Raw genomic sequence first — 12922 nt, 5'->3', positions numbered from 1 at the left:
GTGTGCCGCAAGGCTGCAGGGAGGTCGGACATGCGTGCTCTCGTCGCCGCGGCCATCGGTCTCGCCGCGGCGCTCGCCCTGGTCCTCACCATGACCGCGGTCGGTGCCCCGCCGGGCGAGACGTCCCCGAAACCGCTGCTGCACTCAGTGCCCAAACACCCGTAAAAGCCCGTGTCACGCCCGTAGCTGAGGAGGGCCGCCGCGATGCGCCGCAAGGCCAGCCTGATCCTGCTCGCCTTCGCCGTTTTCTTCACGGCGATGTCCCCGCTGATGCGCTGGTACGCGTTCCCGCGCCTGGCGAAGATCCCGCCGAGCCAGTACCAGACGATGGTCCTGGAGGCGAAGAACGCGACCCTGATCGACTACGGGACCATGAAGGAGAAGAAGGTCCCCAAGCTCAGCATCGTCCAGACGCTGAAGGGCAACGTCGAGGCGTCGAACAAGGTGGAGAAGACCGCCGGGCGCGATGTCGTCGTCTGGGACGGCCTGACCTACGGCGTGGGACCCGACGGCAAGATGGTCACCGAGATCCCCGAGCGCTACATCTTCGACGCCCACAGTTCGGCGCCCGTGCACGACAAGAGCGAATCCGTCGACGGCGACCCGGTCAAGCGCGAGGGCATCGAGTTCAAGTGGCCCTTCCTTACGGAAGCGCGCGACTACGAGTACTTCGACGCGCGTGCCCGCGTCACCCGCCCCATCGAGTACAAGGGCACCGAGACCTTCCACGGCCTGAAGATCTACCGCTTCGAGCAGACCATCCCGTGGACGAAGGTTCCGTTCCCCAAGACGCTGCCCGTGAAGGGCATCACTCCGGAGTCCGTCGCCAAGACCGGCACCAAGATGTACTACTCGACGGTGCGCACCTTCCTGGTCGACCCGACCACCGGCGCCCCCGTCTACGGCGCGGAGAAGCACAAGGAAGAGATGCGCGGCGGCACCCTGCTCGCCGGGGACCCCGACAAGAAGGTCACCGCGTTCGCCGGCGACGTGAAGATGCGCCCCGACTTCATCGAGTCGACGGTCGACCTGGTCAAGTCCCAGCGCGTCCTGATCCTTCTCCTCACCTCCTACCTGCCGTGGGGCTTCCTGATCCTCGGCGGGCTGCTGCTCGCGCTCTCGCTGTGGCTGGAGGCCCGCAGCCGGCGCCCCGGCGAGCCGGAGGAGACGCCGGTGGCCGAGCCGGAGCCCGACCCGGTCAGCGTCTGAGGCGGGCGTTCGTGTGCCGCGTGGGCTCGGCGGCCGCCGGGTCCTCGGGCCACGGATGCTTGGGGTAGCGGCCGCGCAGATCGGCCCGTACGGAGCGGTAGCCGTCGCCCCAGAACGAGGCGAGGTCCGCGGTGACGGCGGCGGGCCGCCCCGCGGGCGACAGCAGATGCACGAGCACCGGGACCCCGGCCACCCGCGGCGTCTCCCGCAGCCCGAACATCTCCTGCAACTTCACCGCGAGCACAGGCTGTTCGGGATCCGAGTAGTCGAGCCGCACCCGCGACCCGCTCGGCACCTCGAGCCGCTCCGGCGCCAACTCCTCCAGACGCGCCGCCTGGCCCCCCGCCCACGGCAGCAGCCGCCTCAGCGCCTCCCCGGCGTCGATCCGCCCGAGGTCCGCCCGGCGCCGCGCCGCGCTCAACTCCGGCTCCAGCCACTCGTCCACGCGCGCGTGCAGCGCCTCGTCGCCCACGTCCGGCCACGGCTCCCCGACGTGCCGCCGCAGAAACGCAAGCCGCTGCCGCAGCGCCACGGCGTCCTTGCTCCACCGCAGCAGCCCGAGCCCTTCGCGCCGCAGCCCTTCGAGCAGGGCGTCCCTTACGAGGCCGGGGGCGGGGTTCTTGAGGGGACGTACGGCGAGTTCGACGGCGCCGAGCCGGGTGACGTGGCGGGCCACCAACTCGCCGTCCGCCCACGCCACTTCATCGCCCTCCTGGAAGAGCGACGCGGCGGCCCGCCGGGCGGCGTCCTCGTCCACGACCGCACCGAGCCGCACGCGCGCGTGACCGGCCCCCACGGGCCGGTCGGCGACGGCGACGGCGACCCACTCGGCGTCCCGCAGGGCGGATCCGTCGGGAACGTCGGCGCGGGTACCGGAGACCATGAGCAGCGAACCGCCACTGCGCCGGGCCACGCGTTCCGGGAAGGCAAGCGCGGCGACGACCCCGGTGGCCCGATCATCCCCACCGACTCCACCGACTCCACCGACTCCACCGACTCCACCGACCCCACCGGCCTGACCGGCCCCACCGGCCCCGCCGCGCTCACGGTCCCCGCCCACCCCGTTGCCGCTACCCGGGCCATCCGTTGCGGCGCTTCGGGTGGGTGGGAGGGTCACTCCCCGCGCCGCAGGCGCGGAACCGTCCACCAGGCGGGCCAGCCGCCGAACCTCAGCCGCCCACCGCGAGGCATACGCGTCACCCCCACGCCGAGCGGAGCGCAACGCCCCGCCCAGATCATCGCCGTAGGCCCTCGGCGGCTCCTCGCTCAGCAGCGCCACGACCTCCGCCGCCCGCTGCGCGCCCACCACGGGAGCCGCGTCCAGCAGGGCCCGCCCCAGCCGCGGGTGCACCCCGAGCCGGGCCAACCGCCCACCCCGCTCGGTGGCCCGGCCCGAACCCTCCTCGACCGCACCCACCACGGTCAGAGTGGCCCGCGCCGCCGCCATCGCCCCGGCCGGAGGCGCGTCGAGCAGCGCGAGACCCGACGCGTCCGGGTCGCCCCAGCACGCCACTTGCAGAGCGAACGCCGTCAGATCCGCCACCTTGATCTCGGGCGAGGGGAACCTGGGCAGCCGCCCGTCCTCCGCCTCGTCCCAGCACCGGTACACGACACCCGGCGCCTCACGCCCGGCCCGCCCCGCCCGCTGCGTCCCGGTCGCCCGGGAAGCCCGTACGGTCGTCAGCGCGCTCAACCCGCGCGCGTGGTCCACCCGCGGCTCCCGCGCGAGCCCCGCGTCCACGACGGCCCGCACCCCCGGCACGGTCAACGACGACTCGGCGACGGCCGTGGCCAGCACGACCCGCCGCCGCGCACCCGCCGAGAGCACCGCGTCCTGCACGGCGGCCGGCGCCCGCCCGTGCACCTGCAACACATCCACATCCGAGCCCAGGCCCCCCAACTGCCCGGCCACCCGCGCGATCTCCCCGACGCCCGGCAGGAAACACAGCACGTCCCCGTCTCGCTCGGCGAGCGCACGGCGGACCACGGACGCCACATGCGTGAGCAGCGCCGGATCCACCCGCATCCCGTGCGGCGGCCGCACCGGACGCGCGGGCGGCGCCCACACCACATCCACCGGGTACGAGACGCCCTCGGCCTCGACGACCGGAGCGCCCCCGAGCAGCGACGCCCAGCCTTCGGCGTCCGTCGTCGCGGACGCCGCGACCAGCTTCAGCTCCGGCCGCAGCGCCTCGCGTACGTCGCACAGAAAGGCGGCCACGGTGTCCGCGTCCAGGTGCCGCTCGTGCACCTCGTCCAGCATCACGGCATCGACGCCGGTCAACTCCTGGTCCCGCTGCAGCCGTTGCAGCAGCACACCCGTCGTGACCACCTCGACGCACGTACGCGGCCCGACGACGCGCTCGCCGCGCACCGTGTAACCGACCCGCTCCCCGACCTTCTCGCCGAGCAGCCAGGCCATCCGCCGGGCCGCCGCACGGGCCGCGATCCGCCGCGGCTCGGCGACCACGACACGGCGTACGGGAGCGTCCTCGTCGAGCAGTCCGGCGAGGACGAGCGGCACGAGCGTCGTCTTGCCGGTGCCGGGCGGCGCCACGAGCACCGCGGCCCCCGCATCGTCGAGCGCGGAGCGCAGCGCGGGCAGCGCGGACCGTACGGGAAGGGCTCGCAGCGCGTCGTCACGTACAGAAGAAGGGGGTGAGGTCACCCCTTCAGTTTCGCTCGCACACGAAGATCGACGTCCCCGGGATCAGGTTGCCGCGCAGCGGCGACCAGCCGCCCCACTCCTGTGTGTTCCACTCGGGCCACTCGGGCTCCACGATGTCGACGAGCCGGAAGCCGCCCGCCACCACGTCCCGCACCCGGTCCCCGATGGTCCGGTGGTGCTCTACGTAGACGGCCCGCCCGTCGTCGTCCTGCTCCACGTAAGGAGTGCGGTCGAAGTACGAGGCGGCGACGGACAGGCCCTCGGGGCCCGGCTCGTCGGGGAACGCCCAGCGGACCGGGTGCGTGACGGAGAAGACGAACCGGCCGCCGGGCCGCAGCACACGGTGCACCTCGCGCATCACCTGCACCTGGTCCGCGATGAAGGGGAGCGCCCCGTACGCGGAGCAGGCCAGGTCGAAGGAGCCGTCCTTGAAGGGGAGCACTCCGGCGTCCGCCTCCACGAGCGGCACCTTGCCGCCGTCGATGCGCAGCGCGTGCTGGAGCTGGCGGTGCGAGAGGTCGAGGGCGACGGGGCGTGCGCCCTGGTCGAGCAGCCAGCGCGAGCACTGCGCGGCGCCCGCCCCGATCTCCAGGATGTCCTTGCCTGCGAGGTCGTCGAGCGGGCCGAGCAGTTCGGCCTCCATCTCGTCGAGCCCCTCGGGGCACCACACGAAACGGTCGTCGCCCAGGAACGTGCCGTGCTCCACCTGGTAGTCGTCCGCGTTCCTGTCCCACCAGCCGCGGTTGGCCCGCGAGCTCTCCGTGGTGTCCGCGTCCCGCCGGGTCGCCGTCGAGTCGTCGTCGACGGTGGAGGGGGAGTCGTGCGCTTCCATTGGTCCGGACTCTTGGATGATCGGCTCCCTCGTAATAATGTGCGGGCTCTGCGGCGCCGGTGGCCTCGTGAGACAGGTTTTCTGCCGGGTATGCGGCGTTCCGCCCCCGGTGTGCGCCTTCGCGCATTGACCCTGTCGGGCTGCCCCCGTATGCTACAAGTTGCGCTGCGGGCCTGCGCACCTCAGACATAGCAGGCTGTGCTCGCATCTGTTGTATGTCCCCTCGGTTATCGAGGCGCCACCGGCTCTTCCGAGCCCGGATTTGGCGCTTCCTAGGCTGTCCGGCTTCTTCGGTGCGAAACAGGCTCCCGGCGTAGCAGTACCCCCCGACTTTCAATGTCCGCCGGAGCCCTTTCCCACATGACGAGCAGCACCGAGACCACCGCCACCACCCCGCAGGTTGCGGTCAACGACATCGGTAACGAGGAAGCATTCCTCGCCGCCATCGACGAGACGATCAAGTACTTCAACGATGGCGACATCGTCGACGGCGTCATCGTCAAGGTTGACCGGGACGAGGTTCTCCTCGACATCGGTTACAAGACCGAAGGTGTCATCCCGAGCCGTGAGCTCTCCATCAAGCACGACGTCGACCCCAATGAGGTCGTCGCCGTGGGCGATGAGATCGAGGCCCTCGTTCTCCAGAAGGAGGACAAGGAAGGCCGTCTGATCCTGTCCAAGAAGCGCGCTCAGTACGAGCGTGCCTGGGGCACGATCGAGAAGATCAAGGAAGAGGACGGGATCGTCACCGGTACCGTCATCGAGGTCGTCAAGGGTGGTCTCATCCTCGACATCGGCCTCCGTGGCTTCCTGCCGGCCTCCCTCGTCGAGATGCGCCGCGTTCGCGACCTTCAGCCTTACGTGGGCAAGGAGCTCGAGGCGAAGATCATCGAGCTGGACAAGAACCGCAACAACGTGGTCCTGTCCCGCCGTGCCTGGCTCGAGCAGACCCAGTCCGAGGTCCGCCAGACGTTCCTCACCACCCTGCAGAAGGGTCAGGTCCGCTCCGGCGTCGTTTCCTCGATCGTCAACTTCGGTGCCTTCGTGGACCTGGGTGGCGTCGACGGTCTCGTCCACGTCTCCGAGCTCTCCTGGAAGCACATCGACCACCCGTCCGAGGTTGTCGAGGTCGGCCAGGAAGTCACCGTCGAGGTTCTCGACGTCGACATGGACCGCGAGCGTGTCTCCCTGTCGCTGAAGGCGACGCAGGAAGACCCGTGGCAGCAGTTCGCCCGTACGCACCAGATCGGCCAGGTCGTTCCCGGCAAGGTCACGAAGCTGGTTCCGTTCGGTGCGTTCGTCCGCGTCGACGAGGGCATCGAGGGCCTGGTCCACATCTCCGAGCTGGCCGAGCGCCACGTGGAGATCCCGGAGCAGGTCGTCCAGGTCAACGACGAGATCTTCGTCAAGGTCATCGACATCGACCTCGAGCGCCGCCGCATCAGCCTCTCGCTGAAGCAGGCCAACGAGGCCTTCGGCGCCGACCCGTCGGTCGTCGAGTTCGACCCGACCCTGTACGGCATGGCCGCGTCGTACGACGACCAGGGCAACTACATCTACCCCGAGGGCTTCGACCCCGAGACCAACGACTGGCTCGAGGGCTTCGACACCCAGCGCGAGGCCTGGGAGACCCAGTACGCCGAGGCGCAGCAGCGCTTCGAGCAGCACCAGGCTCAGGTCATCAAGTCCCGCGAGGCCGACGCTCAGGCCGAGGCCGAGGGCGCTGCGGCTCCCGCCGGTGCCGCGGCTCCGGCCGCCTCCGGTGGCAGCGGTGGCGGCGGCGGTGGCGGCTCGTACTCCTCGGAGACGGCCGACAACTCCGGCGCGCTCGCCTCGGACGAGGCGCTCGCCGCGCTCCGCGAGAAGCTGGCGGGCGGCCAGAGCTGAAACGCTCTGCGCTAGCAGGTAGTTAGCGGTGGGGCTGCACCAATAGGTGCAGCCCCACCGTTTTTTTGCGCAGTTCCCCGCGCCCCCAGGGGGCGGCGTCGGTCCTTGGGCAAGAGAAACGTGGCGGATACACGAGTTGTGCGTGTGCCGTAACACGGTGTTGCCACCATCCCCGGATCAGTCGAGATCGAACGTGATCTGAGGGGAGCCGGACACATGGCAGCAAGTCGGCGGGCATTTCTGCGGAACGTGGGTGTCAGCGGCGGTGCCGGGGCCATGTTCGCGACCATGGGCGCCCTGGGGCTCGCGCCCACCGCGCAGGCCGCGCAGCGTGAATCGCCGTACCGTGCGCCGCGGTCGGGGGACTTCTCGCTGAGCGGGCGCGGCGCCGCGAAGGTCGTGATCGTGGGGGGTGGCATCGCCGGGCTCGCCACCGCGTACGAGCTGGGCAAGGCCGGCTACGACTGTACGGTCCTGGAGGCGAGAGGCCGGACCGGTGGGCGCAACTTCACCGTGCGGGGCGGGGATTCGACCGTCGACACGTATGGGAACCGGCAGACCGCGCGCTTCAGTGACGGGCAGTACATGAACGCCGGTCCTGCGAGACTTCCGCAGTGGATGGTGACGCTCGACTACTGCCGTGAACTCGGCGTTCCCATCGAGGTGTTCACGAACTCCAATGCCGACGCGTATCTCTTCAACGAGGGCGCCGGGATGACCAAGCCCGTGCGGTACCGGACCGCCAAGGCGGATGTGTACGGGTATGTGTCGGAGCTGCTCGCCAAGGCTTCCAACAAGGGAGCCCTGGACAGGGAGTTGAGCTCCGTGGACCAGGAGCGGCTCGTCGAGTTCCTGAAGGACTTCGGGGCACTGGGGGACAAGCTCGCCTACGAAGGGTGTGACCGGCGCGGGTACTCGACCGTGCCCGCCGCCACCGGGACGCCGGGCGTGGTGCTCGGGGACGTGCCCTCCGCGTCCGAGGTGTTCGCGAGCGGCGTCGGGCGCTACTTCTCCTTCGAGTTCGGCTTCGATCAGGCCATGCTGATGTTCCAGCCGGTCGGCGGGATGGATCGGATACCGAAGGCGCTGACGGGCGCGATAGGGGCTTCCCGGGTACGTACTGGGGCAGTCGTCAGCAGGATCACGGACAAGGGCGACGGGGTCGCCGTCACCTACGCGCAGGGTGGGCGGACCAGGGTCGTCGAGGCGGACTTCTGTGTCGGGGCGCTGCCGCCCAACATCCTCGCCAAGATCCCGCACAACCTCGGCTCCGGCGTGCAGAGCGCCCTGGAGGCCATCACGCCGCAGTCCGCGGGGAAGATCGGCCTGGAGTACCGGAGCCGGTGGTGGGAGACCGACCACCGGATCTACGGCGGCATCACCGAGACCGACATGGACCTCAGCCACATCTGGCACCCGTCGTACGGGTTCCACGGCGAGCGCGGCCTCATGATCGGCTACTACAACTACGACACCGATGCCGACGCGTACGCGAAGCTCACGCCCGAAAAGCGCGAGGCGCGGGCCGTGGCGCAGGGCGTGAAGATCTACGGCGAGAAGTACCGGACCGAGCTGGCCACCTCGTTCTCGCACCACTGGCGGCAGACGCCGCACCTGGAAGCGGCCTGGCACGACACCCCGGGCGGTCCCGACGATCCCCGCTACAAGCCGCTCAACGAGCCGACGGGCCGCGTCTATTTCGCCGGCGACTGGCTCAGCTACACCGACGCCTGGCAGCACGGGGCGTTCACGTCGGCGCGGCGGGCCGTGAGCAGGCTGCACGCGCGCGTACTGGCCGACTGACATGGACCGGCGTGGACCGACGCGCTGCTCATCTTCGTAAGAGACAGCTGAGAAAGGGTGCGGGCGGGAATGTCCGCGCCCGCTCCGCGCGTTCTTCTGGTGGAACACGAGGAGGAGCGGTCACTGTGCTTGATCCGCAGGATTTGTACTCATGGGAGCCGAAGGGGCTCGCCGCCGTGGACATGGCGCTTGCCCAGGAGTCGGCCGGGTTGGTCATGCTCTACCACTTCGACGGATACATCGACGCCGGTGAGACCGGCGACCAGATCGTCGAGCGGCTCATCGACCAGCTGCCGCACCAGGTGGTGGCCCGCTTCGACCACGACCGGCTCGTGGACTACCGGGCACGCCGCCCGCTGCTCACGTTCCGGCGCGACCGGTGGAGCGAGTACGAGGTGCCGGTGCTCGAGGTACGGCTGGTGCAGGATGCGACGGGGGCGCCGTTCCTGCTGCTCGCCGGGCCCGAGCCGGACGTCGAGTGGGAGCGTTTCGCGGCCGCCGTGCGGCAGATCGTGGAGCGTCTTGGGGTGCGCCTCTCGGTGAACTTCCACGGGATCCCGATGGGCGTCCCGCACACCCGCCCCGTCGGCCTCACGCCGCACGGCAACCGCACCGATCTGGTGCCGGGGCACCTCAGCCCGTTCGACGAGGCGCAGGTGCCGGGCAGCGCCGCGTCCCTCGTCGAGTACCGCCTCATGGAGGCCGGGCACGACGTCCTCGGCGTCGCGGCGCACGTCCCGCACTACATCGCGCGCTCCGCGTACCCGGACGCCGCGCTGACCGTCCTGGAGGCGATCACCGCGGCGACCGGCATGGTGCTTCCGGGCGTCGCGCACGGACTGCGCACGGACGCGCACCGTACGCAGACGGAGATCGACCGGCAGGTCCAGGAGGGCGACGAGGAACTGGTCTCGCTCGTCCAGGGACTTGAGCACCAGTACGACGCGGTCGCCGGAGCGGACCAGCGGGGCAACATGCTGGCGGAGCCGATGGACATCCCGTCGGCGGACGAGATCGGCAAGGAGTTCGAGAAGTTCCTGGCCGAACGCGAGGGCGACGCCTGAGCACGGGCTCGTCTTGATCACGAGCCCCGATTCCGCCGGACAGGCCCTAAGCTTCCGCTTATGTTGAAGGTGGGGCTGACCGGCGGAATTGGTGCCGGCAAGAGTGAGGTGTCACGGCTGCTCGTGGAGCGGGGGGCCGTACTGATCGACGCCGACAAGATCGCGCGGGAGGTCGTCGAGCCCGGAACCGATGGGCTCGCGGCCGTCGTCGAGGCGTTCGGTGACGGGGTGCTCGCACCGGACGGGAGCCTGGACCGGCCGAAGCTCGGCTCGGTCGTGTTCGCGGACGCCGACAAGCTGGCCACGCTCAACAAGATCGTGCACCCGCTGGTCGGCACCCGCTCCGCCGAGCTGGAGGCCACCGCGGGCGCCGACTCCGTGGTCATCCACGATGTGCCGCTGCTCACCGAGAACGGTCTTGCGCCGCTCTACGACCTGGTGATCGTCGTCGACGCGAGCCCCGAGACCCAACTGGACCGCCTGACCCGGCTGCGCGGCATGAGCGAGGAGGACGCGCGGGCCCGGATGTCCGCGCAGGCCACCCGCGAGAAGCGGCTGGAGATCGCGGACATCGTGATCGACAACGACGTACCGCTGGAGCGCCTGCGGGAGCGGGTCGACGAGGTCTGGGCGGAGCTGGCGCGCCGGGCGCGTGCCGCGACCGCGTGATCGTCCTCGCCGCCTGCACCGCGCTCGGCGGACTGGTGGCGCTGATCGCCGGTGCGTACGGACTGCAGCGCAGCCGTCGCGTGCAGGGTGCGGGGAACATCGCGCAGGCCCTCGTCAAACCGCCCAAGCCGGGGTCCGAGCGGCCGTTGCTCCAGTTCGAGACGGAGGACGGGCAGGTCGTGGAGGTCGTCTCGCCCGTGCCGCCCAGCAAGCGGCGTCCGCTGCCCGCCGGCGGGACCGTCAGCGTCGCGTACGACACCGAGGACCCGCGGGAGACCGTGCTGATCGGCGGCGAACGGCCCGGTGTGGACCGGACCTTCATGATCGCGGGAGCGTTTCTCGTGCTCGTGGGCATGGTGATCACGGTGTCCCTGAGCCGCTCGCGCTGATCGCACCGCGTGTTCTGCCGACGGGCCGTGGGAAGGAATAGCCCTTACGGTCCACGGTGTTGACCTTGTCGACACCAAGAGGAGGTTCGTCGTGCCCGAAGCCACGCCGGAGACACACGTCATCGACTATCGCGCCGCCGAGCAGCTCCTGGCCGCGCGCGATCCGCGCGGAGCGGTGAAGCTTCTGGACGACGTGCTGGCCCTCTACCCTGAGCACACGGCTGCCCGGCTGCTGAGGGCCCGCGCGTTTTTCGCCGCGGCACAACTGCGCGCGGCCGAGCTGGAGTTCACGATCGTCCTTGAGCGCGAGCCGGACAACGCGTTCGCGCATTTCGCGCTGGCCAGGACGTACGAGCGGTGGGCGCGCCCGCAGCAGGCCAGGCGGCACTTCCGGCTCGCCGCGGCGCTCGACCCGCAGCCGGAGTACCTGGCCGCTGCGCGCTTCGACGACTGAGGGCAGCTACCGGGGCTTGTGGTACGGCGGGACGTCCCGGCCCGGCTGGTAGTGCGGGCCCTGGCGGATGTGCCGCAGGATCATGAACAGGTCGACCGTCGTGATCAGCCACAGGATTCCGCAGGCCAGCGCCCACCACGGGCGGTGCGCGAGCAGAAACGCGACGGTGCCGAAGACCGTCCACACGAGCCCGAACAGCGCGAGGCCGAGCCGCAGGCGCAGTGGGCTGCGGGCGGTGACTGGCTCGTCACCGGTGCGGATGAAGTGCGCCGGATGCGGTGCGTGTGGCCCGTGTGGCCTCTGCGGCCCGTGTGTGTGATGCGGATGCGTGCGGTCCATCGGCACCATCCCCTCGGCGCGTGGGCGACGGGTGGGGGCGCCTGAGCACCCCTTTCGCGGCTTCCCTTCCAGAGTGCCACGCGGAATCCGTGGGCGGGGAACGGTGCGTGCGGGCGGTTCGTTGGGCTGGCATGGGTCTTGAGATGCGTACGGGATATGAGGGCACGGGTCCGGGCGCCATCACGCCGGACGGCTGTGCCGTGGAGCTGTACTCGCGGCTCGTGGTCGAGAACGAGCCGGATGTCGTCGCGGGCGCGGTGCCCGCCGGGGCGACCGTGTTGGAACTCGGTTGCGGGGTCGGCCGTGTGACGCACGCGCTCGTCGAGCGGGGGTTTCGGGTGACGGGGGTGGACGAGTCGCCGGAGATGCTGGAGCGGGTCCGGGGTGCGCGCACGGTGCGCGGTGCCATCGAGGGGCTCGACCTCGGCGAGACGTTCGACGTGGTGCTGCTCGGGTCCATCCTCATCCACACCGGGGACGCGGAGGTGCGTGCGGGGATGCTCGACACGTGTCGGCGTCATGTCGCCGAGGGGGGCCGGGTGTTGATCCAGCGGGAGCGGCCGGGGGCGCACGAGAACCTGCCGCGTGAGGTGACCGGGCCCGGTGGCGGGTTCACGATTCGCAAGCTGCACTCGGAGCCGGTTGGTGATGGCGTGCGCTCGGTGAAGGTCGAGTATGTGTTCCCTGACGTGGTGTGGACGCAGACGTATCGAGCCCGCCCGCTTGACCAGGAGGAGTTCGAACGGGCGTTGGCCGAGGCCGGTTTGAAGGTTGACCGGGTGCTGACGGAGGACGGGACGTGGGTGTCCGCGGTGCCGGTGTGATGGGGCGGCGCCGTCCCCACGCCACGGGGCTCCGCCCCGGACCCCGCGCCTCAAACGCCGGCGGGGCTGAATCGCCTCAATCGCCGGCGGGGCTTGATCCTGCAGACCCGCGGGGGTTGGGTTTTTCAAGCCCCTGCGGCGATTGAGCAGCGGGGTCCGGGGCGGAGCCCCGTGGCCGTAACGCCTCAGTCGTCGGCGGAGCCTGATTCGGCCCCCGGGCCCTGCCCGAAAGTGGCGCGGAGGCGTTCCAGTTCTCTGCGGTCGCGCTTGGTCGGGCGGCCTGCGCCGCGGTCGCGGATGCCGACCGGGGCGATCACCTCGCGCGGGGGCGGCGGCGGAGAGTTGTCGACGTAGGCCTCCGCGGCGACCGGCGCCCCGACCCGCTTGCGGATGAGGCGTTTGACCTCGACCAGGCGCTCACGATCGCCGGGCCTGCGCACCCGTACCTCGTCCCCGACGCGGAGCGCATGCGCGGGCTTGACGCTCGTCCCGTTGACCTTGACGTGCCCGCCCTTGCAGGCCGCCGCCCCCGCCGCGCGCGTCTTGACCAGGCGTACGGCCCAGATCCAGCTGTCGACCCGCACGCTTCCGCCGCCGCCCGACCCGTCCGGCGCCTGTGGTGTCCCCGGTGTCTGCGATGCCATGCGTCCGACGATAGCGCCGCGTGGGCCGCGCCCCGAACCCGTTGTCGCACCCCTCGGCGAGCCCCGGCCGAACCGCCCCCGCCCTCCCCGGATAATCCGGGCGAAACGAGCGTATTCGACAGCGAGGGGTGCATGAAGAC

The 12922-nt window shown here is 70.7% G+C and carries 13 protein-coding genes; 9 read left to right on the top strand and 4 right to left on the bottom strand.

What is annotated here, in order from left to right:
• The first annotated feature begins 30 nt into the window (after positions 1 to 30).
• Positions 31 to 165, top strand: coding sequence for an SPW_0924 family protein (locus tag ACIRHA_RS24475; RefSeq protein WP_266720761.1), 135 nt, complete (start codon positions 31 to 33; stop codon positions 163 to 165).
• A gap of 39 nt (positions 166 to 204) precedes the next feature.
• Positions 205 to 1209, top strand: a complete 1005-nt coding sequence (locus ACIRHA_RS24470) for a DUF3068 domain-containing protein (protein WP_403849502.1) — start codon at positions 205 to 207, stop codon at positions 1207 to 1209.
• Here ACIRHA_RS24470 and ACIRHA_RS24465 read toward each other — a convergent pair.
• Together ACIRHA_RS24465 and ACIRHA_RS24460 are read right to left on the bottom strand one after the other, a co-directional pair.
• Positions 1199 to 3877: an ATP-dependent RNA helicase gene (locus tag ACIRHA_RS24465; RefSeq protein ID WP_403849499.1), complete on the bottom strand. Its 2679-nt coding sequence runs from the start codon at positions 3875 to 3877 to the stop codon at positions 1199 to 1201. The genes ACIRHA_RS24470 and ACIRHA_RS24465 overlap by 11 nt on opposite strands.
• Positions 3878 to 3881: 4 nt before the next feature.
• Entirely contained in the window at positions 3882 to 4709 is an 828-nt protein-coding gene (locus ACIRHA_RS24460) for a class I SAM-dependent methyltransferase (RefSeq protein WP_403849497.1), read from the bottom strand.
• Positions 4710 to 5069: 360 nt separating this feature from the next.
• Between ACIRHA_RS24460 and rpsA the strand changes: the two genes are divergently transcribed.
• From rpsA to ACIRHA_RS24430, 6 genes are all read left to right on the top strand, one after another.
• Positions 5070 to 6596, top strand: coding sequence for a 30S ribosomal protein S1 (rpsA, locus tag ACIRHA_RS24455; RefSeq protein ID WP_403849494.1), 1527 nt, complete (start codon positions 5070 to 5072; stop codon positions 6594 to 6596).
• 276 nt (positions 6597 to 6872) lie between these two features.
• The gene (locus tag ACIRHA_RS24450) at positions 6873 to 8399 is read left to right on the top strand and encodes a flavin monoamine oxidase family protein (RefSeq protein WP_403850136.1); all 1527 of its coding nucleotides are present in this window, start codon (positions 6873 to 6875) and stop codon (positions 8397 to 8399) included.
• A gap of 125 nt (positions 8400 to 8524) precedes the next feature.
• The gene (locus ACIRHA_RS24445; protein WP_403849492.1) at positions 8525 to 9463 is read left to right on the top strand and encodes a PAC2 family protein; all 939 of its coding nucleotides are present in this window, start codon (positions 8525 to 8527) and stop codon (positions 9461 to 9463) included.
• Positions 9464 to 9523: 60 nt separating this feature from the next.
• Positions 9524 to 10132 carry a dephospho-CoA kinase gene (coaE, locus tag ACIRHA_RS24440; protein WP_403849489.1) on the top strand — a complete coding sequence of 203 codons (609 nt, stop codon included), beginning with the start codon at positions 9524 to 9526 and terminating at the stop codon, positions 10130 to 10132.
• Entirely contained in the window at positions 10129 to 10521 is a 393-nt protein-coding gene (locus ACIRHA_RS24435; protein ID WP_403849487.1) for a DUF3592 domain-containing protein, read from the top strand. The genes coaE and ACIRHA_RS24435 overlap by 4 nt, the downstream gene beginning before the upstream one ends.
• Before the next feature lie 91 nt (positions 10522 to 10612).
• A complete protein-coding gene (locus ACIRHA_RS24430; protein ID WP_403849484.1) occupies positions 10613 to 10975 on the top strand; it encodes a tetratricopeptide repeat protein in 363 nt (120 codons plus the stop codon).
• A gap of 6 nt (positions 10976 to 10981) precedes the next feature.
• Here the strand turns inward: ACIRHA_RS24430 and ACIRHA_RS24425 are convergent, their stop codons facing one another.
• Entirely contained in the window at positions 10982 to 11236 is a 255-nt protein-coding gene (locus ACIRHA_RS24425) for a DUF6343 family protein (RefSeq protein ID WP_403850133.1), read from the bottom strand.
• Between the two features lie 221 nt (positions 11237 to 11457).
• Between ACIRHA_RS24425 and ACIRHA_RS24420 the strand changes: the two genes are divergently transcribed.
• Positions 11458 to 12138 (top strand): class I SAM-dependent methyltransferase, encoded by a 681-nt coding sequence (locus tag ACIRHA_RS24420; RefSeq protein WP_403849481.1) that lies wholly within the window; start codon positions 11458 to 11460, stop codon positions 12136 to 12138.
• A gap of 185 nt (positions 12139 to 12323) precedes the next feature.
• Here the strand turns inward: ACIRHA_RS24420 and ACIRHA_RS24415 are convergent, their stop codons facing one another.
• Positions 12324 to 12782, bottom strand: coding sequence for an RNA-binding S4 domain-containing protein (locus tag ACIRHA_RS24415; RefSeq protein ID WP_403849478.1), 459 nt, complete (start codon positions 12780 to 12782; stop codon positions 12324 to 12326).
• Positions 12783 to 12922: the final 140 nt, after the last annotated feature.

Source organism: Streptomyces sp. NPDC102360 (genome assembly GCF_044766085.1).
Lineage (GTDB): Bacteria > Actinomycetota > Actinomycetes > Streptomycetales > Streptomycetaceae > Streptomyces.
Note: the sequence above shows the minus strand (reverse complement) of the source record. Positions and strands in the feature narration are given on the sequence as shown.

Excerpts from the sequence above, each read along its gene's own strand:
- ACIRHA_RS24475 (WP_266720761.1), top strand. The coding sequence starts at position 31 with ATGCGTGCTCTCGTCGCCGCGGCCATCGGTCTCGCCGCGGCGCTCGCC.
- ACIRHA_RS24470 (WP_403849502.1), top strand. The coding sequence starts at position 205 with ATGCGCCGCAAGGCCAGCCTGATCCTGCTCGCCTTCGCCGTTTTCTTC.
- ACIRHA_RS24460 (WP_403849497.1), bottom strand. The coding sequence starts at position 4,709 with ATGGAAGCGCACGACTCCCCCTCCACCGTCGACGACGACTCGACGGCG.
- rpsA (WP_403849494.1), top strand. The coding sequence starts at position 5,070 with ATGACGAGCAGCACCGAGACCACCGCCACCACCCCGCAGGTTGCGGTC.
- ACIRHA_RS24450 (WP_403850136.1), top strand. The coding sequence starts at position 6,873 with ATGTTCGCGACCATGGGCGCCCTGGGGCTCGCGCCCACCGCGCAGGCC.
- coaE (WP_403849489.1), top strand. The coding sequence starts at position 9,524 with ATGTTGAAGGTGGGGCTGACCGGCGGAATTGGTGCCGGCAAGAGTGAG.
- ACIRHA_RS24420 (WP_403849481.1), top strand. The coding sequence starts at position 11,458 with ATGCGTACGGGATATGAGGGCACGGGTCCGGGCGCCATCACGCCGGAC.
- ACIRHA_RS24415 (WP_403849478.1), bottom strand. The coding sequence starts at position 12,782 with ATGGCATCGCAGACACCGGGGACACCACAGGCGCCGGACGGGTCGGGC.